This is a genomic window from Nocardia coubleae NBRC 108252, from assembly GCF_001612805.1.
Taxonomy (GTDB): domain Bacteria; phylum Actinomycetota; class Actinomycetes; order Mycobacteriales; family Mycobacteriaceae; genus Nocardia; species Nocardia coubleae.
Genome location: NZ_BDBD01000018.1, coordinates 343,367 through 367,817, shown reverse-complemented (window position 1 = coordinate 367,817; position 24,451 = coordinate 343,367). Strand labels below are relative to the sequence as shown.

At 68.3% G+C, this 24,451-nt stretch carries 26 protein-coding genes; 7 read left to right on the top strand and 19 right to left on the bottom strand.

All coding sequences use genetic code 11. From position 1 onward, the window contains the following. Nucleotides 1–33 precede the first annotated feature (33 nt). The 3 genes from NCO8_RS18750 to NCO8_RS18740 form a co-directional block, all read right to left on the bottom strand. On the bottom strand, nucleotides 34–1,104 hold the full coding sequence (locus NCO8_RS18750; RefSeq protein WP_067641283.1) for an anti-sigma-D factor RsdA: 1,071 nt from the start codon (nucleotides 1,102–1,104) through the stop codon (nucleotides 34–36). Continuing rightward, nucleotides 1,097–1,675, bottom strand: coding sequence for a sigma-70 family RNA polymerase sigma factor (locus NCO8_RS18745; protein ID WP_067490881.1), 579 nt, complete (start codon nucleotides 1,673–1,675; stop codon nucleotides 1,097–1,099). Before NCO8_RS18745 ends, NCO8_RS18750 begins: the two co-directional genes overlap by 8 nt. A 156-nt stretch (nucleotides 1,676–1,831) precedes the next feature. Continuing rightward, on the bottom strand, nucleotides 1,832–2,662 hold the full coding sequence (locus tag NCO8_RS18740; protein WP_157104971.1) for a hypothetical protein: 831 nt from the start codon (nucleotides 2,660–2,662) through the stop codon (nucleotides 1,832–1,834). Between the two features lie 621 nt (nucleotides 2,663–3,283). On the opposite strand from NCO8_RS18740, the gene NCO8_RS18735 reads away from it, so the two are divergent. The 3 genes from NCO8_RS18735 to NCO8_RS18725 all read left to right on the top strand — a co-directional run bounded on the left by NCO8_RS18735 (nucleotide 3,284) and on the right by NCO8_RS18725 (nucleotide 4,585). After that, a complete protein-coding gene (locus tag NCO8_RS18735; RefSeq protein ID WP_022567299.1) occupies nucleotides 3,284–3,577 on the top strand; it encodes a WhiB family transcriptional regulator in 294 nt (97 codons plus the stop codon). A 179-nt stretch (nucleotides 3,578–3,756) separates the two neighbouring features. After that, nucleotides 3,757–4,332, top strand: coding sequence for a sigma-70 family RNA polymerase sigma factor (locus NCO8_RS18730; RefSeq protein ID WP_067490885.1), 576 nt, complete (start codon nucleotides 3,757–3,759; stop codon nucleotides 4,330–4,332). Between the two features lies 1 nt (nucleotide 4,333). Further along, complete coding sequence (locus NCO8_RS18725; protein WP_067490887.1) at nucleotides 4,334–4,585, top strand: RskA family anti-sigma factor; 252 nt, start codon at nucleotides 4,334–4,336, stop codon at nucleotides 4,583–4,585. Between the two features lie 57 nt (nucleotides 4,586–4,642). Here the strand turns inward: NCO8_RS18725 and groL are convergent, their stop codons facing one another. After that, the gene (gene groL / locus NCO8_RS18720; RefSeq protein ID WP_067641281.1) at nucleotides 4,643–6,256 is read right to left on the bottom strand and encodes a chaperonin GroEL; all 1,614 of its coding nucleotides are present in this window, start codon (nucleotides 6,254–6,256) and stop codon (nucleotides 4,643–4,645) included. 79 nt (nucleotides 6,257–6,335) lie between these two features. After that, complete coding sequence (groES, locus tag NCO8_RS18715; RefSeq protein ID WP_067490891.1) at nucleotides 6,336–6,635, bottom strand: co-chaperone GroES; 300 nt, start codon at nucleotides 6,633–6,635, stop codon at nucleotides 6,336–6,338. A gap of 366 nt (nucleotides 6,636–7,001) precedes the next feature. Between groES and NCO8_RS18710 the strand changes: the two genes are divergently transcribed. After that, the gene (locus NCO8_RS18710) at nucleotides 7,002–8,498 is read left to right on the top strand and encodes a DUF7159 family protein (protein WP_067641279.1); all 1,497 of its coding nucleotides are present in this window, start codon (nucleotides 7,002–7,004) and stop codon (nucleotides 8,496–8,498) included. Between the two features lie 11 nt (nucleotides 8,499–8,509). Here NCO8_RS18710 and tsaD read toward each other — a convergent pair whose 3' ends face one another. The 7 genes from tsaD to NCO8_RS18675 all read right to left on the bottom strand — a co-directional run bounded on the left by tsaD (nucleotide 8,510) and on the right by NCO8_RS18675 (nucleotide 15,105). Continuing rightward, entirely contained in the window at nucleotides 8,510–9,553 is a 1,044-nt protein-coding gene (gene tsaD, locus NCO8_RS18705; protein ID WP_067490893.1) for a tRNA (adenosine(37)-N6)-threonylcarbamoyltransferase complex transferase subunit TsaD, read from the bottom strand. A gap of 64 nt (nucleotides 9,554–9,617) precedes the next feature. Then, entirely contained in the window at nucleotides 9,618–10,133 is a 516-nt protein-coding gene (gene rimI, locus NCO8_RS18700) for a ribosomal protein S18-alanine N-acetyltransferase (protein WP_067490895.1), read from the bottom strand. Further along, entirely contained in the window at nucleotides 10,130–10,819 is a 690-nt protein-coding gene (gene tsaB, locus NCO8_RS18695) for a tRNA (adenosine(37)-N6)-threonylcarbamoyltransferase complex dimerization subunit type 1 TsaB (protein ID WP_067641277.1), read from the bottom strand. Before tsaB ends, rimI begins: the two co-directional genes overlap by 4 nt. A 66-nt stretch (nucleotides 10,820–10,885) precedes the next feature. Next, the gene (gene tsaE, locus NCO8_RS18690; protein WP_067641275.1) at nucleotides 10,886–11,341 is read right to left on the bottom strand and encodes a tRNA (adenosine(37)-N6)-threonylcarbamoyltransferase complex ATPase subunit type 1 TsaE; all 456 of its coding nucleotides are present in this window, start codon (nucleotides 11,339–11,341) and stop codon (nucleotides 10,886–10,888) included. Continuing rightward, the gene (locus tag NCO8_RS18685; protein ID WP_067641607.1) at nucleotides 11,334–12,404 is read right to left on the bottom strand and encodes an alpha/beta fold hydrolase; all 1,071 of its coding nucleotides are present in this window, start codon (nucleotides 12,402–12,404) and stop codon (nucleotides 11,334–11,336) included. The genes tsaE and NCO8_RS18685 overlap by 8 nt, the downstream gene beginning before the upstream one ends. Then, nucleotides 12,401–13,528: an alanine racemase gene (gene alr / locus NCO8_RS18680; protein WP_312032670.1), complete on the bottom strand. Its 1,128-nt coding sequence runs from the start codon at nucleotides 13,526–13,528 to the stop codon at nucleotides 12,401–12,403. Before alr ends, NCO8_RS18685 begins: the two co-directional genes overlap by 4 nt. A gap of 134 nt (nucleotides 13,529–13,662) precedes the next feature. Next, nucleotides 13,663–15,105 carry a bifunctional ADP-dependent NAD(P)H-hydrate dehydratase/NAD(P)H-hydrate epimerase gene (locus NCO8_RS18675; RefSeq protein ID WP_067641271.1) on the bottom strand — a complete coding sequence of 481 codons (1,443 nt, stop codon included), beginning with the start codon at nucleotides 15,103–15,105 and terminating at the stop codon, nucleotides 13,663–13,665. 72 nt (nucleotides 15,106–15,177) lie between these two features. On the opposite strand from NCO8_RS18675, the gene NCO8_RS18670 reads away from it, so the two are divergent. After that, the gene (locus tag NCO8_RS18670) at nucleotides 15,178–15,597 is read left to right on the top strand and encodes a cupredoxin domain-containing protein (RefSeq protein ID WP_067641269.1); all 420 of its coding nucleotides are present in this window, start codon (nucleotides 15,178–15,180) and stop codon (nucleotides 15,595–15,597) included. 3 nt (nucleotides 15,598–15,600) lie between these two features. On the opposite strand, the gene glmS is transcribed toward NCO8_RS18670, so the two are convergent. Then, complete coding sequence (glmS, locus tag NCO8_RS18665) at nucleotides 15,601–17,478, bottom strand: glutamine--fructose-6-phosphate transaminase (isomerizing) (protein WP_067490905.1); 1,878 nt, start codon at nucleotides 17,476–17,478, stop codon at nucleotides 15,601–15,603. A 36-nt stretch (nucleotides 17,479–17,514) separates the two neighbouring features. On the opposite strand from glmS, the gene NCO8_RS18660 reads away from it, so the two are divergent. After that, nucleotides 17,515–18,369, top strand: coding sequence for an alpha/beta hydrolase (locus tag NCO8_RS18660; protein WP_067641268.1), 855 nt, complete (start codon nucleotides 17,515–17,517; stop codon nucleotides 18,367–18,369). Nucleotides 18,370–18,435: 66 nt separating this feature from the next. Here the strand turns inward: NCO8_RS18660 and NCO8_RS30725 are convergent, their stop codons facing one another. The 6 genes from NCO8_RS30725 to NCO8_RS18635 all read right to left on the bottom strand — a co-directional run bounded on the left by NCO8_RS30725 (nucleotide 18,436) and on the right by NCO8_RS18635 (nucleotide 22,659). Beyond that, nucleotides 18,436–19,440 (bottom strand): serine/threonine-protein kinase, encoded by a 1,005-nt coding sequence (locus tag NCO8_RS30725; RefSeq protein WP_245655416.1) that lies wholly within the window; start codon nucleotides 19,438–19,440, stop codon nucleotides 18,436–18,438. After that, entirely contained in the window at nucleotides 19,428–19,877 is a 450-nt protein-coding gene (locus tag NCO8_RS18655) for a hypothetical protein (protein ID WP_067641266.1), read from the bottom strand. Before NCO8_RS18655 ends, NCO8_RS30725 begins: the two co-directional genes overlap by 13 nt. Before the next feature lie 50 nt (nucleotides 19,878–19,927). Next, entirely contained in the window at nucleotides 19,928–21,625 is a 1,698-nt protein-coding gene (locus NCO8_RS18650; protein ID WP_067641264.1) for a hypothetical protein, read from the bottom strand. A 28-nt stretch (nucleotides 21,626–21,653) separates the two neighbouring features. Continuing rightward, complete coding sequence (locus NCO8_RS18645; protein ID WP_067641261.1) at nucleotides 21,654–21,980, bottom strand: hypothetical protein; 327 nt, start codon at nucleotides 21,978–21,980, stop codon at nucleotides 21,654–21,656. A gap of 87 nt (nucleotides 21,981–22,067) precedes the next feature. Further along, a complete protein-coding gene (locus NCO8_RS18640; RefSeq protein WP_067490917.1) occupies nucleotides 22,068–22,376 on the bottom strand; it encodes a DUF6802 family protein in 309 nt (102 codons plus the stop codon). A gap of 91 nt (nucleotides 22,377–22,467) precedes the next feature. Further along, a complete protein-coding gene (locus tag NCO8_RS18635) occupies nucleotides 22,468–22,659 on the bottom strand; it encodes a PspC domain-containing protein (RefSeq protein WP_067490919.1) in 192 nt (63 codons plus the stop codon). A gap of 200 nt (nucleotides 22,660–22,859) precedes the next feature. On the opposite strand from NCO8_RS18635, the gene NCO8_RS18630 reads away from it, so the two are divergent. Beyond that, nucleotides 22,860–24,446, top strand: a complete 1,587-nt coding sequence (locus tag NCO8_RS18630) for an ABC-F family ATP-binding cassette domain-containing protein (protein WP_439951685.1) — start codon at nucleotides 22,860–22,862, stop codon at nucleotides 24,444–24,446. Nucleotides 24,447–24,451 lie beyond the last annotated feature (5 nt).

The following is a 24,451-nucleotide window of genomic DNA, read 5'->3' as shown; positions in this document are numbered from 1 at the left end:
ACCACTGTGGTTCGAGGCCTCTTTCGTTGTTGGTCAGGGAGTGCCGGGAAGCGACGGGATCGAGATCGTCGGAACGGCCGTCGGCACAGGCTGCGTAGGCGGAACCGCCGTCGGAGCGGTCGGCGGCGGTTCTGCGATGGTCGTCGGGGGTTGGGTCGGTTCCACGGTGACCGGCGGCGGAGTCGGCGGCACCGTGGTCACCGGCGGTGGCGACTGGTCGGTCGGTTTGGGGTCCACCGTCTCCGGAGCAGGCGTGAGCATGATCTCCGGCGGCACGGTCGGATCGGTCGTACCCGAGTTACCCGGGTCGATCGGCGCCGCGGGGTCGGTGGTCCCCGGCTTGACCGGCGACGGAGAAGGTGCGGACGGCGACGAGGACGGCGCGGTGGTACCCGGCAGTGGCGCGGGCGGCAGCAGCGACCCGAGTTCGGGTGCCTGCTTCACCAGCTGATCACGCAGCAGGTTCCAGCGAGCCAGCAGGTCCTCGCGCTTCTTCGGGTCGCTGACCTGATCGGCGGTCGCCGAGGCCTGCTCCAGCTTGGCGCGAGCCTGTTCCGGATTGCCCGCGGCGATCATGTTCTGCGCGGCGGCCAGGTCGTCGTCGGCGCGAGCCACGACGGTGGTCTGTGCCTGTTCGCTGAACACGACTTCCTTGACCCGCCACAGCGGATCACCGGGTGCCGCACTGTAGGAGAACGCCGTGATACCGCCGAACACCACGGCGAGTGCCGCGGCGGACCCCAGCAGGGGCCGGACCAGACGCAGACGTCCGCGCGAGGAGGCTCCGGTTCGAACCTGCCTGGCACCGATCTCCTGATCGACCGCCGCGAAGACGGTGTCGAGATCGGGGCCCGCCGGCATCGGCTCGGCCAACAGATCGGCCCGCCAATCCGCGAGCAGTGACGCCAGCTGGAACTCCTCGGTGCTGTCGGTATGCACCGGTCCGTCGCTCGCGATCGCGTCGATCAGCGCATCGTCGCTGCGCACCGCCGCAATGTCGACCGGACCGGAATCGCCGGCATCCTCGGCGGCGTAGGGACCGCTGTCGTGCGACCCACGCCAAACCTTCCGGTCGCCTCGACCGCGCTCGCCATCCCTAGCCATACATTTCACCTGCCCTCGCCACTTGTGACTTCAGTTTTGCGAGTGCCCTGTGCTGGGCCACCCGTATCGCCCCCGCCGTGCTGCCCACGGCGACTGCGGTTTCCTCTGCTGACAGACCCATCACCAGTCGCAAGATCAGGATTTCCCGATGTTTCTCGGGGAGCGTGGCGAGCAGAGTGTTCATCTGCCTGCTGGTCTCCGAGTCGAGAGCTCGCTGTTCCGGTCCGTGGTCGGTGGATATGACATCTGGTACTTCGGCCATCGCCTCCGCCTTGTTACGGGCGGCATTGCGGTGGGCGTCGGCGACCTTGTGCGAGGCGATCCCGTACACGAAGGCCATGAAGGGCCGACCCTGATCCTGATAGCGGGGCAGGGCGGTCATCACAGCCAAACAGACCTCTTGCGCAACATCGTCCGCGGAGAGCTGCCCGCGCTCCGCGGCACCGATCCGCGCCCTGCAGTAGCGAACCACCAAGGGACGGACCAGTTCCAGTACCTGAGCTAAAGCGGTCCTGTCGCCCTGCGCAGCCGCAGCGACGGCGAGGTCCAACTCTTCGCCCATATGCGTCATCGTCAGAGATTTTCCTGGCGTTACGAGTGGCGCGGTCACATGTGACCGAGCTTCCACCGATGTGGCGGAACGGAACTAACAATAGCGACCCGATGATCACCCGCCAGCGGCCCCGGGTTGTTCTGAGGGTGCTCTCAGGAAGATCACCGGGCGGCCTCATCGATGGGGCGAACGGAAGTCTCCACCGAGGGAACGGATACGTGCGGCGTGATCTGCGGCTTCGTGCGCGGCGGCCGCCGCGGCGGGTGGCTCCGCGGCCACTCCGGCGCGCAGCATCGCGCACGCCCAGCGCAGGGGCAGCAGGGCGTTGTCACGGCACTCAGAGTCGATTTTCTCGGCCAGTCGCGCGGCCGCCGCGAGCTCGCCCGCGGCGGCGGTGGCGGCCGCGACGAGCAGTGCCGATTTCACCCGGTGCCGCACCGAGGGAAGGTCCTCGGCCAGCGCGGCGGCGCGAGTGGCGTCATCCAGCGCGAATTCGCCGCGGGCCAGCGCAGTTTCGGCGCGGACCCAGTGCCAGCGCACCCGCGCCCGGGCAGGCGCCTCGTCGAGCAGCGGTTCCACCCGGCCGAGCAGCCGGGTGGCGAGGGTGAGGCGGCCGGTGCCGAGCGCGTCGGCGGCCAGACCGGTATAGGCATCGGCCAGGGCCTCGGCGCGGGCGGCTCCGGTCGCGGCGCAGGCGAGGCGGGCCGCGCGCCCGTCGTTGGCGGCGGCGGCACCGTGCCAGCCGAGCTGACGCAGCAGCGAGCCCGTGGTGCTCTCGATCAACGAGGCCAAGCCGGGATCTAGGCGGGTGCGGGCGAGTACCCGCAGGTCGGCGCGGGCGGCGGCGTAGTGGCCCTGCCCACCGAGGGCGACCGCCCGGTGCCAGCGCGAGCGCGGGTCGGCGGGCTCCGGCAACTGCGCAGCGGCCCGGCCGGGGGCGGGACCGAATGCTGTCGAAGCGAGGATTTCGGAACCGATATCCGCCGATGAGGCCGCAGTATGCACGCGGTGACTCTAGCTGCCGATGGTCCTCGTCGTTTCTCGTGATATGTCACGACCGCGGCCGGGCAGCAACCGTTCAGCTTTTCTTTCCGTGGCCGATGTTGCCATCAGGTAAATCTCCGCTCCCGGATGCCCCCAGTGCAAAGTCTCGAATTCACATGCGTTTCTCGCAATTAACCTGAGGGTCCTCTTTGCGCCATGTCCGAGGTTACGGTCGCGGGAGCCACTGTGACCCGGCACACCGCACTGAGCGGGGCGTCGAGCCCTCGAAATGCATCGAAAAGGCTGTCACCAGGGGAAATAGCCGTGCGCTTCCACAGACCAACTCGACCCATCCATAGCCAACCGAACAGTATGGACGGACGAGGAGTGAAATGTAAACAGTTCGCAGGTTAAATTTCAGCGTTGATGATTTGCTGAACCAATGCGCGGAACTATTGACGGAATTTCCCGCCGAGCCCTAACGTAGCTCATCGCCGGGGACGGCGCCGCGCGAAATTGCAGCGACCATCCACTCGGCACCGTCAGGCACCGTCGAGCCGGCCACTCAACCGAGGGGCCGCGTTGACCTGCCGCACCACTCGCTCGACAACGCTGACGAGCTCGCACCACAAGGAGTTCACCATGCCCATGCCCACCCACCTCCCCGGTCCGAACGCCGACGTCTGGGATTGGCAGATGCGTGGCTCGTGCCGCGGCCAGGACTCGGCCGTCTTCTTCCACCCCGACGGCGAACGTGGCCGCGCCCGCACCGCGCGCGAGATGCGCGCCAAGGAGATCTGCCGGGCCTGCCCCGTGCTCATGCAGTGCCGCACCCACGCCCTCAAGGTCAGTGAGCCCTACGGCATCTGGGGTGGCATGTCCGAGACCGAACGCGAGATGCACGCCCGCCGCAACCGGCGGCGCATGGCGGTCTAGAGCCCTTCGCGGAACCCTCCGCAAATCCGTTCCCATCCATCCTGCGTGGGGCGCCGAATTCCTAGCAAACAGCTGGCACCCGATTCGAGGCACCCCGCTCGCAGGGGTGTCATAGCCTCGGGCTACATTCGTGACCGATGACACAGAATGGGTTCCGAAGCGAAGCCTTCCCACCGAGCGTGGATTCTGCGGTTACCGCACGCGCGGCCGAAGGAGTCGAGCTAGCTGCACTGTTGGAACGATGCGGCCTTGCCGACCAGCAAGCCTTTGCCGAACTGTACGACCGGACCTGCGCCCGCGTCTTCGGCCTGATCCTGCGGGTGCTCCACGACCCCGGGTACGCCGAGGAGACGACGCAGGAGGTCTACCTTCAGATCTGGCGCACCGCAACGAGTTTCGACCCCGCCAAGGGGTCGGCGGTGACCTGGCTGATGACGCTGGCCCACCGCCGCGCGGTCGACCGGGTTCGTGCCGAGCAAGCCCACACCCAGCGCGAGGTCGCGTACGGGATCCGGGTACTCGGTCACGAATTCGACGAGGTCACGGAGGAGGTGGAACGCAGACTCGAACAGCAGGCCGTCCGGCGCGGGCTCTCGACATTGACCGAGACCCAGCGCGAGGCGATCTCGCTCGCCTACTACGGCGGGCGGACGTATGCGGAGGTAGCTCAGCACCTCGGCATCGGATTACCGACCGTTAAGTCCCGTATTCGGGACGGATTGACACGACTGAAGAAAAGTTTGGGGGTGACGTGAGATGAACGACGCCCAGATCGATCTCGCGCACACCGTCGCGCTCGGATTGATCGACGACGAAGACCATCACGCGATCCAGACCATCATCGATACCGAAGACCCCACCCTGTGTACCGAGTTTCTGCACGAGATCCGCGCCACCCGCGCGGCTCTCACCGAACTCTCGGAACTCACCGCCACCCCACCACCCCCGTCTCTGCGCGCTCGGCTACTGGCCGCGATCGAGGCCGAAGAACCACCCGTAGCCAGCTAGGCGCACAACGAAAGGCCCCCGGACCCAACAGGGTCAGGGGGCCTTCGTCATGTCAGGTCAGTGCGCGTGACCGTGACCGTGACCGTGGTCGTCGGCCTCTTCGGCCGGCTTGTCCACGATGGCGCTCTCGGTGGTCAGGATCATCCGGGCGACGGACGCGGCGTTCACCACGGCCGAACGGGTGACCTTGACCGGGTCGACGACACCGTCGGTGAGCAGGTCACCGTAGGTGAGGGTGGCGGCGTTGAAGCCCTCCTTGCCCTCGGCGACCTTGCTGACCACCACGGCGCCGTCGAGGCCCGCGTTGGTGGCGATCCAGAACAGCGGCGCCTCGAGGCCCTTACGGACCACCTCGACGCCGACGGCCTTGTCGCCGGTCAGCGAGTCACGCAGCTCCACGAGGGCGGCGGCGGCCTGGACCAGCGCCGAACCACCACCGGGGACGATGCCCTCCTCGACCGCGGCCTTGGCGGCGGCGACCGCGTCGTCGACGCGGTACTTGCGCTCCTTGAGCGCGGTCTCGGTGGCCGCGCCGACCTTGATCACCGCGACACCACCGGCCAGCTTGGCGAGGCGCTCTTCGAGCTTCTCGCGGTCCCAGTCGGAGTCGGTGGCCTCGATCTCGCGGCGCAGCTGCGCGCTGCGGGCCGCGATGTCGGCCTCGGTGCCCGCACCGTCGATGAGGACGGTCTCGTCCTTGGTGACGACGACGCGACGCGCCTGGCCGAGCTGCTCGAGGGTGGCCTCGCGCAGGGTGACGCCGAGATCGGGGTTGATCACGGTGCCACCGGTGACGACGGCGAGGTCGTCGAGGAACGCCTTGCGGCGGTCACCGAAGAACGGCGCCTTCACCGCGACGGCCTTGATGGTCTTGCGGATCGAGTTGACCACCAGGGTCGACAGCGCTTCGCCGTCGACGTCCTCGGCCACGATCAGCACGCCCTTGCCGGACTCGGCGATCTTCTCGAGCACCGGAAGCAGGTCGGGCAGCGAGCTGATCTTGTCGCGGTGCAGCAGGACGTAGGTGTCCTCCAGCACGGCCTGCTGGGTCTCGGGGTCGGTCTGGAAGTAGGGCGAGAGGTAGCCCTTGTCGAACTGCACACCCTCGGTGACGACGAGTTCGGTCTGCGTGGTCGAGGACTCCTCGACGGTGACCACGCCGTCCTTGCCGACGGTGGTGAGCGCCTTGCCGACCATCTCGCCGATCTCCTCGTCACGCGAGGAGACGGTGGCGACCTGGGCGATGGCCTGGGCACCCTCGACCGGGGTGGCCGCGGCGAGCAGCACCTCGGACACCTTCTCGGCGGCGAGCGCGATGCCCTGGCCGAGCGTGATGGGGTTGGCGCCCGCGGCGACGTTCTTCAGGCCGGCGCGCACGAACGCCTGGGCCAGCACGGTGGCGGTGGTGGTGCCGTCGCCCGCGACGTCGTTGGTCTTGGTGGCGACGCTCTTGACGAGCTGGGCGCCGAGGTTCTCGAAGGGATCCTCGAGGTCGATGTCACGCGCGATGGTGACACCGTCGTTGGTCACGGTGGGGCCACCGAAGGCCTTGGCAAGGACCACGTGGCGGCCACGCGGGCCGAGGGTGACCTTGACGGCGTCGGCCAGCTTGTCCACACCGCGTTCCAGTGCCCGACGAGCCTGCTCGTCGAACCGGATCTGCTTGGGCATCTAAAAGCTCCTGTGTTTTAACGCATTCCGCCCCGGGGTCACGAAGACGCCGGGGCGGAACGCTGGTGCGGCGTCGGCCTTACTTGGTGACGACGGCCAGGATGTCGCGCGCCGAGAGGATGAGGTATTCCTCGCCCTGGTACTTGATCTCGGTGCCGCCGTACTTGCTGTAGATGACGACGTCGCCTTCCTTGACATCGACGGGGATGCGGTCACCCTTTTCGGTGATCCGGCCCTCGCCGACGGCGATGACGGTGCCCTCCTGCGGCTTCTCCTTGGCCGTGTCCGGGATGACCAGGCCGGAGGCCGTCGTCGTCTCGGCCTCGTTGGCCTGGACGAGGATCTTGTCCTCGAGCGGCTTGATGTTCACGCTCGCCACGTTGAGCCCTCCACTTTCAGGGGAATTCGGTTGTCCGGAACTGTTGCCCCGGACCGGGTTCGGTTCAGCATGCGACCCTGCGCGCAGGCCCCGTCGTCGCGGGTGCCGGGACTCCGAGCCCAGTAGTCGTCGATGGCACAAGCACAGCTACACAGTGCCGACTAGCACTCTATACGCGAGAGTGCCAGCGCTCAAGGTCGGGTTCTGCCAATGTCGCATTATCGACACGCCCGCGCGTAATGGTGATCTTCACATCGACCGACGGAATCTGTAACGTTCGCATAACAGGCTGTGACAGAGTATGCATATCGTTCCATTCGAGATGGTCGGCCTCCGTTGGAACCATCCGCTCGAAGGGAGGTGAACATGCGAACATCCCTCGGCATTTCCGCCGGGAACGAGGTGGTGTGCTCGGCTCTGGTCGCCACCGCTCCATCCGGCGAACAGAACTTCGACTACCGCGTCGTCTCCGCCGACGCCGCGCACTCCGACCTCGGCGACCTCGTGTCGTCGTCGATCGAACTGATGACCAACCAGTTACCCGTGTCCCAGCAGCACGTGGAGCTGGATGGCGAACCGCTCGGACGCTACTCCACCGGCGCGCACCGCCGTGCCGTCGCCACGCGCTCGCGCCCACCGACCAGTGTGGCCGTCGCCTACCGCAACCGCGAGCAGGCCCAGGCCATCCGGGCCGCGTGTTCGCACCACCGCGATCTGCGCCTGGTTCCCGAAGGCACCGCCGCACTCGCCTATCTGCGCAATACCGGTCTGCTCGACCGGTATTCGACCGTGGCCGTGGTCGACCTCGGCGCCACCGGCCTCACCGTCACCGTGGCCGACCAGGCCGACGGCACGGTCCTGCACACCGAACGCACCCCCACCCTCAGCGGCAACGCCATCGACGAGCTGATCTACCACCACCTCGTCGACCTGCACTACGCCCGGCGCGGGACCAGGCCCAACCGCCAGACCCTCACCAATCGCGGCCGCGCCGCCAAGGAACACCTCACCGTCGCGCCCGCGGTCACCATCGACCATGTGGCCGGGCAGCCGCTGAAACTCACGCGCTCCGATTTCGAGGAGCTCATCGGCGGGCTGCTGCGCAATATCGCGGTGTTCACGGCCTCGGTGTTCACCAGGGCGCCGAAGTATCCCGAGGCGGTCGCGGTGATCGGCGGCTGCGCGAACATCCCCAGCGTCGTCGACACCCTCGACGCGCGCCTGGACGTCCCCGTGGTCACGGTGCCGGATCCCGAGGCCGTGATCGCCAAGGGCGCGGCCCTGCTCGCCGACGCGGCGGCGCCCTCGGGTCTACAGGTGGCCACCCTCGGTGACGCGCCGAGCGGCACCTTCGCCAAGGTGATCGGCACGCTGGCCGGTGCGGTGGTCGTGGTCGGGCTGGTGATCGGTTACGGCGTGCGGACCATCTCGCCGGATGCCCCCGACGTGACGCCCGCAGGCACCAGCAGCACCGTGCGCCAGCCGCCGTTACCCGTGGTGCCGCAGGCACCGACACCCACCTATCGAGAGAGCACCGACCGCACCGGGGTCACCGTTGCCCCGCCGGTCGTCGAGTCGCCCGCTCCCACCCAGGAGCCGACCACCACGACACCGCCGACGTCCACACCGTCGACCACCCCCGCGCCGTCCCCGTCGCCCACGACGACGGCACCGACCCTGCGCCCCGACCCGAACCTCCCGCAGATCCCCTACCCCGAATCGCCGGGCGGCATCAACAGCGGATCCGGTCGCGGCCAGCAGCGTCCGTCGACCCCGAACACCTCACCCACCCAGGCACCGGCCAGCGGCAGCCTCGTGGTTCCGCCGACAACAGGCGTAACCCCGCTCGTCCCGGTCGACTAGAACCAGCAGACCTAGCGCAGCGCGCTCACCGACACCGGGAGCCCCGGGTCCGTCGCCACCGTCAGCTCCGCGGGTTCCGCGCCCGCCGCGATCACATGCGCGCCGAGGGCCGCGATCATCACCCCGTTGTCCGTGCACAGCCGCGGCTTGGGCACCCGCAGGGTCAATCCGGCTGCGGCGCAGCGCTCCTCGGCCAGCGAGCGGATCCGCGAGTTCGCCGTGGCACCGCCGCCGAGCACGATCGTGTCGACACCGACATCGGTCGCCGCGCGCACCGCCTTCATCGTCAGCACATCGGCCACGGCCTCCTGGAACGACGCGGCGATATCCGGGATCGGCAGCTGTTCGGGCGTGATGCCCTGGCGCTGCGCGGCTTCCACATATCGGGCGACGGCGGTTTTGAGGCCGGAGAAGGAGAAGTCGTAGCGGGCGTCGCGCGGGCCGGTCATGCCACGCGGGAAGGCGATGGCGCGCGGGTCACCGTCCTGCGCCATGGCGTCCAGCGCGGGGCCGCCGGGATAACCGAGGCCCAGCAGCCGGGCGACCTTGTCGAAGGCCTCGCCCGCGGCGTCGTCGACGGTGCTGCCCATTTCGGTGATGGGCGAGCCGAGATCGCTCACCTGCAGCAGATGCGTGTGCCCACCCGACACGAGCAGCGCCACCGCGGGCGGCAGCGGACCGTGTTCGAGGGTGTCGACCGCGACGTGCCCGCCGAGGTGGTTGAGCGCGTAGAACGGCACGTCCCAGGCCGCCGCGTACGCCTTGGCGGCCGCGACACCGACCAGCAGCGCACCGGCGAGGCCGGGCCCGATGGTGACGGCGAGCGCGTCCGGCTTGCTGATCCCGGCGGCTGCCAGCGCGCGGCGCATGGCGGGCACGATCGCCTCGAGGTGCGCGCGCGAGGCGATCTCGGGCACCACACCGCCGAAACGGGCGTGCTGGTCGACACTCGAGGCCACCTCGTCGGCGAGCAGTTCGACCGACCCGTCGGGGTGACGGCGCACGATGCCGACTCCCGTTTCGTCGCACGAACTCTCGATCCCCATGACGATCACGCCGCGACCCCGCTCACAGTCGATCCGATCCGGTAGGCGAATACGGCAGCACAGCGCGCGCCGTTCACGACAGCACCTCGTCCTGGCGACCGCGCGCGGCCCACTCGTCGGCCGCGGCGGTGAGTTCCGGGCGCCGCATCGTGTACGCGTCCGCCCCACTCGGGTGGTAGTAGTTCTTGCGCAACCCGATGATGTGGAAACCGTGCTTGGCGTAGAGCGCGATCGCGGGCGCGTTGTCGGTGCGGACCTCGAGGAACACCGGGCCACCGCGCTCGGCCGCCGTCGCCAGCAGGGCCTCGAGCAGCAGGGTCCCGATGCCACCGCGATGACACTCCGGGTCGACCCCGATAGTGTGCACCTCGGCCTCGGGATGGGCGTTGTCGCCGAGCAGCGCGATGCCCGCGTAGCCGACCATGGTGTCGTTCTCGTCGCGGGCGGTGATGTAGCGGTTGTGCGCCCCGGCCAGTTCGGACCGGAACGACACCGCCTGCCAGGGATCGTCCTCCGGGAACAGCAGATGTTCGAGTTCGACGCAGCGGTCGATGTCGTGCACGGTCATCGGGGCGATGCGGTAGGTCACGAGGCGCCTGCCAGGGTGCGGAAGCTGTTCTCCACGGCGTCGGGCCGACGCAGGTACAGGGGCACGAGCGCCTCGGGCACCGCACCGGCCAGCAGGGCGGGTGCGGCGACGGCGACCAGGCCCGCGGGCGACGGCGTCTCGTTCGGCAGGACCGGCAGGTCGAAGTCGTCGACGTGGGCGGCCGACCCCGCGATGGCGACGGCGTCACCCATCGGTACGTCGGCGGGTTTGCACACCTCGGGCCCGGCCACACGCGCACCGTCGAGGTAGCGCGCCCAGTACACCTCACGCCTGCGCGCGTCGGTGACCACCAACAGTTCGCCGGCCTCGCGCTGTTCGTCCGCGCTGTCGGCGGCGATGGCGTCGAGGCTGCACACGCCGTGCACGGGCAGGCCGAGCGCGTCACCGAAGGCGGCCGCGGTGGCCATGCCCACGCGCAGGCCGGTGAACGGGCCCGGCCCGATTCCGACGACGACGGCGTCGAGGTCGGCGCGGGCCACCCCGGCTTCGGCGAGGCATTCGAGGATCTGCGGGGTGAGGACCTCGGCGTGGGCGCGTGCGTCGACCTTCACCCGGGTGGCGAGGGTGGCCACGGCGGGTCGGGAGTCCGCGTCGTCGGCCGGTGACAGATGCACCAATCCCGCTGTAACGGCAGGTGTCGCGGTGTCGACTGCTAGTACGAGCATGATTGTCTCAACAATACCGGGTGGTATCCGCGACCGGCGCGCACTGGTGGATCGGGTCCGCGCGCGTCAGCCGATCCATTCCCAGATCGCCGTGCGCACATCGGATTCCGGTTCCCTCACCAATTGCACGCGCAGGTGCCGGTCGGCGAGGTGTTCGACCACGCCCTTGCCCCACTCCACGACGACGACCGCGTGGTTCAGGTCGGTGTCGAGGTCGAGGGAATCGAGCTCGTCGAGGTCACCGGCGAGCCGGTAGGCGTCGACGTGGACCATCGGCACCCCGGGCGAGCCGTCGGGTCGCTGCCCGGCGCGGTGGGCGCGCGCGATGATGAACGTCGGCGAGCTCACTCGCCCCTGCACACCGAGCCCGGCGGCGATGCCCCTGGTCAAGGCGGTCTTGCCGGCGCCGAGTGGGCCGTCGAGCACCACCAGATCGCCGGGGCGAAGTGTCTGCGCGAGTTCGCGGCCGAGCGCCTCGGTGTCGTCGACGGACGGCAGGACGCGGGTGCGTGGGTCAGCCACCGACGGCCTCCCCGCCGAAGCTCTCGGCGCCCGCGCGGGTGAGCAGCCGGTCGAGCGCGTCGAGGGTCACCTGGGGGAACTGCAGGTGCGGCATGTGCGCTCCCTCACCGATCTTCACCAGCTCGCAATTGGGCAGCGCCTCGGCGAGCAGGCGCGAGTTCTCGAACGGGATCACCATGTCGTGCGCGCCGCCGAGGACGAGCACGGGCAGCTTGTTCAGTGTCGGCAGCGCGGCCGATTCATCGTGCAACTCAATCGTTTTCAGGAACTTCTCGACGGTGGCGACGGGTGTGCGATCGATCATCATCGTGGTGAATCGCGACAGCGTGGGACTCACCGGCCCGTGGAACGAGCTGACGTGCAGGATCGGCGTCACCACGTGCTTGCTCGCCGAGCGCCCGAACTGCACCAGCGCGGGCGCCGACCGCACGGCCAGCCCGAAAACACCCAGCGCCGGATGCCGCAGCAGCTGCAGCACGCCGGTGGAGGTGACCTCGGCAGCGGCGGTATTGAGCAGGGCGACCCCGACCACCCTGGTGGCGAACAGTTCGGGGAACTGCGCGGCCGCCGCGAGCACCGCCATCCCGCCGAGCGAATGTCCGACGAGCACCACCGGACCCTTCGGCACGCAGGTGCGGATCACGGTCGCCACGTCGCGGCCGAGCTGGGCGATGGTGCAGCTGTCGGTGCTCGGCGTGCCGGAGCGGCCGTGGCCGCGCTGGTCGAAGAACACCATCCGGATCCGCGGACCCCACTGCTGGGCCAGGTCGCGGCGCTGGAAATGGAACGAGTCCATGCTGTTGCAGAAGCCGTGGACGAAGACGAGCGTCACCTCGGCGGTGTCGTCGCCGTAGGTGCGGGTGGCCAGCGACACACCGTCGTCGGCGGCGACCTCACCCGGCTCGTCCTCATCGATCAGGGCGAAGTTCTCGTCGCGGTACTCGTCGCGTTCGGCGGGCCAGCGCACCCGCGCGCCGATGCGGCGCAGCGTGTGGGCGAGGGCGAGCGCCCCGAGCACGCCGGCGGTGGCGAACCCGCCGCGTACCACCTGACGGCGCCTCATCGACCGGTCCCCACGTAACGGCGGACCGCGCGACCGCGTGGCGAGCACACGATCTCGTAGTCGATGGTGTCGAGCAGCCGCGCCCAGTCCAAGGCGTGCGGGTGCCCCGCGCCGCCACCGAACAGCACCGCCCGATCGCCCGCGCGCACATTGCCGACGTTGTCGCCCAGGTCGACCATGAACTGGTCCATGCACACCCTTCCGACATTACGGTGCAGCGCGCCGCCGAGCCACACCTCGAAACGCCCACTGAGCGAACGGAACACACCGTCGGCGTATCCGGCGGGCACCAGGGCCACGGTGGTGTCGCGTGGCGCGATCCACCGGTGCCCGTAGGACACGCCTTCCCCGGCAGCCACCCGTTTGACCAGGGTGACCTCGGCCTGCAACGTCATCGCGGGCCGCAATCCGAAGTCGCCGAGCTCCGGGATCGGTGAGAGCCCGTAGACCGCGATACCCGGCCGCACCAGGTCGAAGTGCAGGTCGGGGCGGGTGAGGGTGGCCGCCGAATTCGACAGGTGGATCAGCTCCGGCTCCAGGCCGTGTTCCTTGGCCAGCGCGACGGCCTCGAGGAACCGTTCCCGCTGCCGGTCGATGGCGGGATTGCCCGGTTCGTCGGCGTGCGCGAGATGGGAGAAGATCCCGCGCAAACGCAGCACGCGGTCGTCGACGAGGGCGCGCACGGCGGCCAAGACCTGCGGATACTCGGTCGCCGAGACGCCGTTGCGGTTCAGCCCGGTATCGACCTTGAGCGAGATCGTCGCGGTGCGGCCGGTCTTGCGCGCGGCCTGCTCGACCACCCGCACCTGCTCGAGCGAGGACACCCCGATCTCCACGTCGGCCGCGATCGCCGCACCGTAGTCGGCGTCGATGGTGTTGAGCCAGCACAGAATCGGGGCGTCGATACCGGCCGCCCGCAATTCCAGTGCCTCGGCGACCGTGGTGACACCGAGTTCCCGCGCGCCCGCCCCCAGCGCGGCACGCGCGACCTGCACGGCACCGTGGTTGTACCCGTCGGCCTTGACCACGACCATCACTGCGGCACCCTGCGCGAAGCCACGCAGCACGCGCACGTTGTGAGCAATGGCGTCGAGGTCGATGACCGTCTCCACTTGCGCATTCACCCTCCCGATCCTGCCTCCCCCGCCTCCCCGCGCCTTAAGCGGGGCGTCCGGTAGCTCGATCGTTGGTTGTCGGGCTTGCGTTGGATACGTACGGGCTGGGAGGTGGTGGGGGAGTTACCCATGTTCTTGCGTGATCAGTTGGTTGCTGTTGGGGGCAGTTCTCGTAGGAGGCGGATGGCGGGTCGGATGTGGGTGTGGAGGGGGGTGGCCGAGATGGGGGCGCCCGCGGTTTCGCCTGCGTGGGCGGCGAGGTTGGCGGCCAGGGCGTGGGTTCGGGCTGCCGCTGCGGCTGCCCAGGTGGGGGGTTTGCCTGCCGCGAGGAGGGCACCGATGATGCCGGCGAGGACGTCACCGGAGCCTGCGGTGGCGGCCCAGGAGCCGCCCGCGTCGTTGACCAGGGTTGGTTCGCCGGGGGTGGCGATGATGGTGGCGCGGCCCTTCAGTAGCACTGTCACGCCCCATTGCTCGGCCAGGGCGCGGACCGCTGCCGGCCGGTCCGGGTCGGGGCTCGCACCGGTGAGCCGGGCGAACTCGCCCGCGTGCGGTGTGAGGACGGTCGGGGCCTGTCTGCCGCGTACCAGGTCGGGTTCGTGGGAGAGGATGGTGAGGCCGTCGGCGTCGACGATCACCGGGAGATCCGTGGCGAGCAGCCGGGCGAGATCGTCGCGCCTGTCTGCGCCGACACCAGGCCCGAAGACCCAGGCCTGTACCCGGCCTGTTTCCTGGATGCTCGGTGCGGCAACGACTTCCGGGAGTTGCTTCACCACCTCGGTGTCACTGCCTGCGTACCGCACCATTCCCGAGGTCGCCGCCACGGCCGCACCGGTACACAGCACGCCGGCGCCCGGGTATTCGGCGCTGCCCGCGCATACGCCCGTCACGCCCTGGGTGTACTTGTCGTCGAACGGCCCGGGTACCGGCCACTCGGCGCCGACCTCGGCCGGATCGAGTTGCGACAGCGTGGCATCGGGAAGATGTAAACCGATGGGCACCAGGATGATTCGTCCGCAGCTCGCGGGCGCAAGGGCATGTACGGGTTTGTACGCACCGAACGTCACCGTCACGTCCGCGCGCACGGCGGGCCCGTCGATGGCCCCGGTGTCCGGGTCGACACCGCTGGGCAGGTCGGCGGAAATGATCGGAACCCGCACGGCAGCAACCATTTCTGCGGCTGCGGGACGCAACGGTCCCTTGCCGGAGATACCGACGATGGCATCGACCACCACGTCGACCTCGCCCAGCCGATCGACCACTCGACCACCGGCCTGCCGAAAAGCACTGAGCCCCTGCGCATGCGCGCGCTCCGGGTTCAACAGCACCGCCTGCACCGCCACCCCTCGTCGCCGCAGCATCGCACCGGCCCACAGCCCGTCACCACCGTTGTCACCGGGTCCGACCAGCAGACCAACGGAACGCCCGACCACTCCCCCTGTGCGCGAACGCAATTCATCGGCGACCACCCGCGCCAACCCGAACGCCGCGCGCCGCATCGGCACACCGTCGGGTACCCGGGTGAACAGTTCCGCCTCGGCCGCCCGCACCTGATCGACGGTGAAATAGTCACGCCGAGCAACCATCGTTCGCCTCCCACCTGCGCCCGCGCGGGCCACGACCGTCCCGCGATCGTTCGCAGACTACGCTGCACAACCATGTCGATGGTTCGTCACCGCGCCGCACGGGTTGCCGCCGGATTCACCGTGGTCGCCGCCCTGCTCGCCGCCGGTTGCTCCGGCGACGCGGACAACGCCGCCACCACCACAACCCGCAAACCCCGCCCGGTCAGCACCACGACCACCCCGAGCGTCGAGGTGGACGCCGCCCTCACGGTCGAGGTCAGCGACATGAAGTACAGCCCGGCCCAGGCGACCGTCAAGGTCGGCCAAACCGTCACCTGGAAGTTCTCCGACAAGGCCCCCCACAACGTGCAGGGCATCGGCGACAAGGCGATGGGCATCAACAGCCCCATTATCGACAAGGGCGAATGGTCCTACACCTTCACTCAGCCCGGCACCTACCGCTACCTGTGCTCCCTGCACCCCGAGATGCGCGGCCAGATCACCGTCGAATAGGTCCTATTCGACGGTGACGGACTTCGCCAGGTTGCGCGGCTTGTCGACGTCGTAGCCGCGTGCCTGCGCCACCTCGGCGGCGAAGATCTGCAGCGGAACCGTCGACAGCAACGGCTGGAACAGCGTCGGGGCGACCGGGATCTCGATGAGGTCGTCGGCGAACGGGCGGACCGTGTCGTCGCCTTCCTCCGCGATCACGATCGTGCGCGCGCCGCGGGCCTGGATCTCGCGAATGTTGCTGAGCAGCTTCGAATGCAGCACCGCGCGACCCTTCGGCGACGGCATCACCACGATCACCGGCAGACCGTCTTCGATCAGCGCGATCGGCCCGTGCTTGAGCTCGCCCGCCGCGAAACCCTCGGCATGCATGTAGGCCAGTTCCTTGAGCTTGAGCGCACCCTCGAGCGCCACCGGGTAACCCACGTGGCGGCCGAGGAACAGCACCGTCGGCACGTGCGCCAGCTCGCGGGCGATGGCACGCACCTGCGGCGCGGTGTCGAGCACCCGCGCGATCAGCTTCGGCATCGACTCGAGCTCGGCGAACTCGCGGGCCACCTCGTCGGGGTACTTGGTGCCGCGCGCCTGCGCCAGCGCAAGACCGACCAGATAGTTGGCGGCCACCTGCGCCAGGAACGCCTTGGTCGAGGCCACACCGATCTCGGGCCCGGTGCGGGTGTAGATCACCGCGTCGGACTCGCGCGGGATCTGCGCGCCGTTGGTGTTGCAGATCGCGAGCACGCGCGCCTTCTGCTCCTTGGCGTGGCGCACCGCCTCCAGCGTGTCGGCGGTCTCCCCCGACTGCGAGATCGCGACCACCAACGTCGACCGGTCGAGCACGGGGTCGCGGTAACGGAATTCGCTGGCCAGCTCCACTTCCACCGGCACCCGCGTCCAGTGCTCGATGGCGTACTTGGCCAGCAGACCCGCGTGGTAGGAGCTGCCGCACGCCACCACGAACACCTTGTCGAATTCGCGCAGCTCCTGGTCGGCGAGGCGCTGCTCGTCGAGCACGATCCGCCCGCCGTTCTCGTCGACGACGAAATGCCCGATCAGAGTGTCGGCGACAGCGGTCGGCTGCTCCTCGATCTCCTTGAGCATGAAATAGTCGTGGCCGCCCTTCTCGGCGGCGGCCAGATCCCAGTCGATGGTGAACGGCCTGCTCGTCACGTCGGAATTGCCGTCGAAGTCGGTGACGGTGTAGCTGTCGGCGGTGATCACGACGGCCTGGTTCTGGCCGAGCTCCACGGCTTCGCGAGTGTGCTCGATGAACGCGGTGACATCGGAGGCGATGAACATCTCACCCTGCCCGACCCCGACGACCAGCGGCGTCGACTGCCGCGCCGCCACGATCGTGCCCGGATGATCGGCATGGGTGAACACCAGCGTGAACGCGCCGTCGAGGCGGCGAAGCACGGCGAGCACGCTCGCGGTGAAGTCACCGGCGGTCGGCCCCTCCGCGTACGCGCGGGCCACCAGATGCACCGCGACCTCGGTGTCGGTGTCGCTGAGCAGCTCGATCCCGGCGTCCTCGAGTTCGCGCCGCAGCGGTGCGAAGTTCTCGATGATGCCGTTGTGGACCACGGCCAGCTTGCCGGAGGGGTCACGGTGCGGGTGGGCGTTGCGGTCGGTCGGCGCGCCGTGCGTGGCCCACCTGGTGTGGCCCATTCCGCTGGTCCCGGCGAATTTCGCGCCGTCGGCGACGTCGAGTTCGGCTTCCAGATTCGCCAGCCGCCCCGCCTTACGTTCGACCGCGATCCCCCCGTTTCCGTCGAGAATCGCCACCCCCGCGGAGTCGTAGCCCCGGTACTCCATGCGACGCAGCGCGTCGACGACAACGCCGAGCGCATCCCGGTATCCGACGTAGCCAACGATTCCGCACATGGTCCACCACCCTACTGATCGGATACTCTTCACGCCGTGTCGGACTCCGTGAAATCGCTCCTGAGCACCCTGTCCATGCGCGGTCCTCACCGGGTGCTGCGTGGCAACCTCGGGATCGCCGGTCAACCCGGCGTGGTCTATACCCCGGAGTCCGGGCTGAACCTGCCCGCCGTCGCGTTCGCGCACAGCTGGCTGACCAGCGCCGAGAACTACAAGGGCCTGCTCGAGCACATCGCGTCGTGGGGTTTCGTGGTCGCCGCCCCCGACACCGAACGCGGACCGATCCCGTCACACCTCGACCTCGCCACCGACCTGCTCACCACCCTCGACATCGTGAGCAAGGTCCGCCTCGGCGACGGCACCATCAGCGTCCACCCCGACCGCCTCGCCCTGGCCGGTCACGGCATGGGCGCGGGCGCCGCCGTGATCGCCGCCGCCCAGCGCCCCGTCGCCACCGTCGCCGCCCTCTTCCCCGCGCCCACCTCCCCCGCTGCGGAGAACATCGCCACCGACCTCGACACCCCCGCCCTGATCCTGGCAGGCGACGACCTCGACTCCATCAACTCCAACGCCCGCCCCCTCGCCACCGCCTGGTCGGGCCCCTGCCTCCTGCGCCGCCTCGACGGCGCCACCCACAACGGCATCATCGAAGGCCGCCGCCTCTTCGCCGCCCTCGGCGCAGGCCGCTACGAATACAAAACCGACAAAACCACCCGAGCCCTCCTCACCGGCTACCTCCTCACCACCCTCGTCGGCGACAAAAAATACAAACCCTTCGCCGACCCCGAAGCCGCCATCCCCCACACCACGGTCATCGACCCCCACGCCGAGGTGGAAGTGGAAGCGCCGAAGCTGTCCGTCGGCACGATCGCCAAGCTCATTCGCGGCTGAGCCACGCCTCACGCACCGCGGGTTGGCCCGGCTGCGCTGCCGATCACGTCAGGACGACGAGCAATATCAGTGCAATGATCCACGCCAAGGCCAGGACAACGCCCACGTTCTCGGCTCGTTGTCGCCACACCTGCCGACTCGATGGGCGGGATTCGGTGCGGCGCCGCTGAATGCTCGGCGGTCTGGGCGGCGCGTTTCCCGGGTCCGGCTCGGACGTGGTGCCGGTACAGGGCTGACCATGGTGACGGCTATCCGTCGCGCTGCAGTCGACGTTCCGAAACCGGCTTCGGCCCCGACGGGCTGGAACGCCGACCGCACTGCTCCGGCGAATTCACCACACGACCCGAACTGATCCTCAGGGCGCTTGGCCATCGCGCGGCGAAGCACATGGTCGAGCCCGGCAGGTAGGTCTGGTCGCTGCAATGTGATCGCCGGCGGATCAGCTGACATGTGGGACTGGATCACCGCAACCGGATTGTTTGCCGCGAACGGAGGAGCGCCGGTAAGCAGCACGAACAGAGTGCAGGCGAGCGAATACTGGTCGCACTGTGGACCGACAGCCGATCCGGCCAGCTGTTCCGGCGACGCATAAGCCAAGGTGGCGGTGAATGTTCCGGTTTGCGTGAGCGGGTTCTGATCGAAATGCAAACGGGCGATGCCGAAATCGGCCAGCAACACACGCTCCGGCCGACCCTGCTCCGTCGCCCCGAGCAGCACATTGGCGGGTTTGACATCCCGGTGCAGCACACCTCGACTGTGCGCGAAGTCCAACGCCTCGGCGACCTCGGACACGATCCGTACAGCACGTAGAGGCTCGAGAACTCCCACTGTTGCTGCATCGGTCCCCGGCACGTATTGCATCGCGATCCAGGGCCGATTTCCGTCGACGCCCCGGTCATAGACGGTGACGATATTCGGATGATCCAGGCGCGCAGCAAGATCCGCTTCGCGCTCGAACCGGGCCCGCGCCTTCGTTCCCCTCGTCGGCGGTCCACAGTCGGCACCGTCCCGTACCCTCGCACCGGCCATGCCGAGGCGAATCATCACAATATGCAGGATCAGTCCAGCCACGTCGAGCGACGGTAGTACTCCGATTCGGAGTCGTAGTCACCATCGGAGGGGGCAACGACCGAGCGCGCTTCCCTCGCTGCCCGCGCTCGCGCCACGGCGGCGCGGATCTCGGCCTGGCGCTGCTGCTCAGGAGTGAGGGTCGGGTCGAGTTCTGCGGGGAAGACCGGAGGCGGCGGTGGGGCCACAGCGCGGGCAATGGGCTGGATGCGCTCCTCCTGCACCTCATGTGAATCAGGCTGTGGCTCAGCGATTTCGGCGTCGGCCGCATCCTGTGCAAGCAATTCGACCACCGCATCGAAGCGTCGGGTCGCATTGCCAGCTACCTGCTGTGCGCGAATTGCCGTCTGCCGGTCGATCTCATCGAGTTCCTCTCGCAGCATGACCGAGCGCCGAAGGGTCTCGGCCGCGATCTGCTCGAACTCCGCCGCGTAGTCCACGATGGATCATTCTCCCGGCGTCCGGCGCGATCCGCCAGCTCTGTCCGTGCTCACAGTGGACCCGCCTCGGCCAGGACGGCACCACTGTCACCCGGATTACTCGCCTGGTGGTCCTCGACACTTGGGGTGTGTTCACCGTCGGTCTCCTGTTGCTGGGACCGCGGACCGACCGGAACGCCACCGGCTACCGAACCCGAGGAGGGATCGCCCGCACCGACTTCGCTGGTCACCGGCGCATTCGTCAGGTCGGGAGTTTCAGACGTGGTGGCATCCGCAGCGCCTCCCGCTCCGGTCCCCGCATCTTCGAGCTCCGCCGTGCCCGGCCCTGTCCCGGATTCCGGTGTCCCCGTGCCGAGTACACCCGTGTCGCCCTGGTCGCCGGCCGAGCCGTCCGAACCGGACTCCGTGGTGACCACGGGAGTTCCGTTCTCGTCCAAGGTCAGCCGGTACTCGGTCGTTTGACCGTCGGCGCCTGTCGTCGTCAGCGACAAGCCTTCCGCACCCGCCTGGATTGTCACCTTCGTATCGCCCAACTGGAACGACGCCTCGTGCTCTCCCGATAGCAGAGTGCTCGCCTGCTCCGTCATCTGCTCGATGCCATCACTGATGGAAGTACCGACCGATTCGACCGCAGAAGTCAGCGAACTCCCGAGATCTCCGGTCAGTGCGCTCGACACCGTCGTGCCGAGTTCGCTGAGCGTGGTGGCGAGAGTACTCAGCGCGGTGCTGGTATCGGAACTGTCGTCGTCGGAGTCGTCGTCGGTGTCCTGCGTCGTAGTCTTGACCGGCGACGAGGTGTCGCCCTTTTGCGTGCCCGCGGCACTGGTTTGGTCGTCCGAGTTCTGGCTGCCTTTGGCGGCACCGGGGGAACTACCGTCCGAGTTCTGGTTTCCTTTGGCTCCGGACTGGTCGCCCTTGGAAGGCTCCTCGACCGGTGCCGCAGCAACCCCCGCGACCGACGGATACGCACGCTCTTGGATCGCGTCGGCAAGCGCCTGGAGGTAGTTGAATTTGCCCTCGATGCCGGTTTGCGCAACGTTGCACTGGGCTCTGAAAACATCGAGCTTGTCGCTGTAGGCCTGCTTGAAGACCTCGTCCAGCCACTCCTTGCAGGTCTCCTTGACTGCCTGCTTCCACTCATCGGAATGTCGCTTGACATCTTCGGTCCGATTTTCGATGCCGTCGAGGTCGGTCAACGTATTCAGCAACATATCCGTGATGTCGCCGGTTTTGCTGGCGTCGATGATCCGCCGGATGTCGTCTGCGGGCATTTCTTTGACCGTGATCACCGTCTGCCCGCCTCGTTCACGGTATCCGGCCGCGATCTGCAGAACAGTCGTCGCCTTCTGCTCCACGATCTGCCGAAGGGTTGGTACGGCATCCGACATCGCGTTCGCAAGGGTCTGCACCGGGTTGCGATCTTGTTCCGCGAACCCGACGATCTCACGCAGCCGCCCAATGCCGGCCTCTGCGGCCGCCCCCTGCCAGCTCGCCCCCAAGCTGTTCGCCGTGGTCTGCTGCACACCTCGTTGTGTGTCGGCAACAGTGATCATCGCTTTCAGAGCATCGGCAGACGCCTGCATCTTGGCGAGATTCATCTCGCGCTCCTGGTCATAGGTCGCCTGAATCTTCAGCAGCGGCCAACCAAGGTCTGTGCCGAACGCCTCCTGGTACAGCGGCAACAGCTGCTCGAAGTAGAGGAGCCCCTTCGCGCCGTCATCGAGGATCTGATCAACGGTCTTGGTCATCGCAGACCCTCCCGCCGCACGTCAGTGCTCACTTCGCTGCTGCCTGATCGAGGGCGCGCGCAGTGCTCTTGTCCACCTCGGCGTATTCCACCGTGGCCTTGCCGATAGCGTCGGCGGTGGCTTCGACCGAAGTCGTCCACACCCTGAGCCAGGTGACGGCCCGGTCCAGACCTTGTGAGATCCGAACGCCCTGAGCGGCGTAGGCACGACCCGCCTCGGTGCCGTCGCCCCAGTCGTTGTTCGCCACATTTTTTGCCGCCGTGCGCACTTCGGTCACAGTTGCCCGCAGGCTGCTGACCGATTTGTCCATCGCCGTCTTGTCGACGACGACACCGCCGGAAACCTGCGTACCCATCTCCCCCACCTCCGCAGAACACACGGCGCCCGGATGACGCCTACCTACTTCGACGCGCGAACCCCTCCACCGGTTCCCACGAAAACCCTACTTTCCCAGATTCCCCTGATCAGTCTTCCTCCACTCCGAAGTCCCATCCGGATGCCGGTGGTACTCCCACGCCGCATAGTCCCCGTCCTCCTCGATCACCGTCACGTGGTCGGCGAGGCCGTCCTCGTCGTAGTCGGACCAGATGGTGGTGGAGTTGGGGTCGGTGTGGGTGAGGGAGTCGGCTACGCCGTCGGTGTCGAGGTCTTGGGAGGGGGAGTTGAGTTCGACGGGGCCGAGGCTGTCGAGGGGTGTGTGCGCGTCGATGTCGGGTAGGCCGAAGCCGGGGATGTCGCCCGAGGTGACCATGGCTCCTCCTCAAACGGGAAACTCGCGGATGACGGCGCGGCGGAACTCCACCATCCTGTCATCCGCGAGCGGCTCACGGCCACGTCGGGTGTTATTTCTTGGGCATGATCAGCCACAGGATCAGGTAGAGCAGGAACTGGGGTCCTGGCAGCAGGCAGGAGGCGACGAAGGCGAGGCGGACGACGCTCGGGCTCCACCCGAAGTAGTCGGCGATGCCGCCGCAGACGCCTGCGATCCATTTGTCGCTGGTCGAGCGGGTGAAGCGGCGGGTGGGGGCAGTCATGATGGTGCGCCTTCCTGGTCGAGCGGTGATGACTCCACAGTGCCGTCGGGTGCCACTTCCCGGCATCGGTCGACGGACCCATCCGCACCCTGATTTCGGGCCACCCCATCTCAGGGTCACACCCTGAGATCGGGCAGACTCGAGCGGTGAGCACGACATTGCACGCCAGCGGCCTGTCCGCGGGACACGCCGAACGGACCCTGTTCGCCGACCTCGATTTCACCCTCGCCCCGGGCGATGTGATCGGGCTGGTCGGCGTGAACGGCGCGGGCAAGTCGACGCTGCTGCGGATGCTGGCCGAGCGCGACGCGGGCGACGGGACGATCACCCTGAGCCCGCCGGACGCCACCGTCGGCTACCTGGCGCAGGAACCCGAGCGCATCGAGGGTGAGACCGTGCTCGAATTCCTCTCCCGCCGAACGGGCGTGGCGCAGGCGCAGCGGGTGATGGACGCCGCGGCCGAACGCCTCGGCGAGGGCGGTGACGACGACTACTCCCCCGCGCTGGAACACTGGCTGGCCCTCGGCGGCGCGGACCTCGAGCAGCGGGCCGAGGAGGTGGCCGCCGAACTCGGCCTCATCGATGGTCTGGCCGGCGGCCTCGACACCCCGATGACGGGCCTGTCGGGTGGCCAGGCGGCGCGTGCCGGGCTGGCGTCGGTGTTGTTGTCGCGCTTCGACATTCTCCTGCTCGACGAACCGACCAACGATCTCGACCTCGACGGCCTGGAACGGCTAGAACGTTTCGTCACCGGCGTGCGGGTGCCGCTGATGGTGATCAGCCACGACCGGGAGTTCCTGGCGCGCACCGTGAATCGCGTGCTGGAACTGGACCTGGCCCAGCAGCAGTACGGCATGTACGACGGTGGCTACGAGGCGTATCTCACCGAGCGCGAGATCGCCCGCAAACACGCCCGCGAGCAGTTCGACGAATTCGCCGACACCAAAGCGGGTTTGGAGGCACGCGCCCAGATGCAGCGCAACTGGCTCGAGCACGGTGTGCGCAACGCCCGGCGCAAGGGCAAGAACGACTCGGACAAGATGGGCCGCAAAACGCGCGCCGAATCCACCGAGAAGCAGGCGGCGAAGGCCCGGCAGACGCAGCGCCGCATCGAACGGCTCGAGGTGGTCGAGGAACCGCGCAAGGAGTGGGAGCTGCGGATGGAGATCGCCGCCGCCCCGCGCAGTGGTGCGGTGGTTGCCACCGCCAACAACGCCACCGTCACCCGTGGCGAGTTCACGCTCGGACCGGTCACCACCCAGATCGACTGGGCCGACCGGATCGTGCTCACCGGCGCCAACGGCTCGGGCAAGTCCACCCTGCTGGGGCTGCTGCTCGGCAAGATCGCACCCGATTCCGGCTCTGCCGCTTTGGGTTCCGGTGTCGCCATCGGTGAAGTGGACCAGGCGCGTGGCCTGTTCCGCGGCACCGACCGGCTGGTCGACACCTTCGGCGCGGCCATGCCGGACTGGCCCGACGCCGATGTCCGCACGCTGCTGGCCAAGTTCGGGCTGCGCGGTCCGCATGTGATCCGGGCGTGCGACACGCTCTCACCGGGCGAACGCACCCGCGCGGCCCTCGCCCTGCTCCAGGCGCGCGGGGTGAACCTGCTGGTCCTGGACGAACCGACCAACCACCTCGACCTGCCCGCCATCGAACAGCTCGAGCAGGCGGTCGAATCCTTCACGGGCACCCTAATTCTGGTGACGCACGACCGCCGCATGCTGGATTCTGTGCGAGCGACCCGCCGTTGGCACATGGCCGCCGGGCAGCTCACCGAGAAATAGGACAC

What these genes read in the sequence shown, in the direction of transcription:
- NCO8_RS18725 (WP_067490887.1), top strand. Translation starts at nt 4,334, where the DNA reads ATGAACGACGCCCAGATCGATCTCGCGCACACCGTCGCGCTCGGATTG.
- groL (WP_067641281.1), bottom strand. Translation starts at nt 6,256, where the DNA reads ATGCCCAAGCAGATCCGGTTCGACGAGCAGGCTCGTCGGGCACTGGAA.
- NCO8_RS18640 (WP_067490917.1), bottom strand. Translation starts at nt 22,376, where the DNA reads ATGGTCACCTCGGGCGACATCCCCGGCTTCGGCCTACCCGACATCGAC.
- NCO8_RS18650 (WP_067641264.1), bottom strand. Translation starts at nt 21,625, where the DNA reads ATGACCAAGACCGTTGATCAGATCCTCGATGACGGCGCGAAGGGGCTC.
- NCO8_RS18675 (WP_067641271.1), bottom strand. Translation starts at nt 15,105, where the DNA reads ATGGTTGCTCGGCGTGACTATTTCACCGTCGATCAGGTGCGGGCGGCC.
- NCO8_RS18645 (WP_067641261.1), bottom strand. Translation starts at nt 21,980, where the DNA reads ATGGGTACGCAGGTTTCCGGCGGTGTCGTCGTCGACAAGACGGCGATG.
- NCO8_RS18670 (WP_067641269.1), top strand. Translation starts at nt 15,178, where the DNA reads ATGTCGATGGTTCGTCACCGCGCCGCACGGGTTGCCGCCGGATTCACC.
- NCO8_RS18735 (WP_022567299.1), top strand. Translation starts at nt 3,284, where the DNA reads ATGCCCATGCCCACCCACCTCCCCGGTCCGAACGCCGACGTCTGGGAT.
- NCO8_RS18745 (WP_067490881.1), bottom strand. Translation starts at nt 1,675, where the DNA reads ATGACGCATATGGGCGAAGAGTTGGACCTCGCCGTCGCTGCGGCTGCG.
- NCO8_RS18750 (WP_067641283.1), bottom strand. Translation starts at nt 1,104, where the DNA reads ATGGCTAGGGATGGCGAGCGCGGTCGAGGCGACCGGAAGGTTTGGCGT.
- tsaB (WP_067641277.1), bottom strand. Translation starts at nt 10,819, where the DNA reads ATGCTCGTACTAGCAGTCGACACCGCGACACCTGCCGTTACAGCGGGA.
- glmS (WP_067490905.1), bottom strand. Translation starts at nt 17,478, where the DNA reads ATGTGCGGAATCGTTGGCTACGTCGGATACCGGGATGCGCTCGGCGTT.
- NCO8_RS18710 (WP_067641279.1), top strand. Translation starts at nt 7,002, where the DNA reads ATGCGAACATCCCTCGGCATTTCCGCCGGGAACGAGGTGGTGTGCTCG.
- NCO8_RS18685 (WP_067641607.1), bottom strand. Translation starts at nt 12,404, where the DNA reads ATGAGGCGCCGTCAGGTGGTACGCGGCGGGTTCGCCACCGCCGGCGTG.
- NCO8_RS18635 (WP_067490919.1), bottom strand. Translation starts at nt 22,659, where the DNA reads ATGACTGCCCCCACCCGCCGCTTCACCCGCTCGACCAGCGACAAATGG.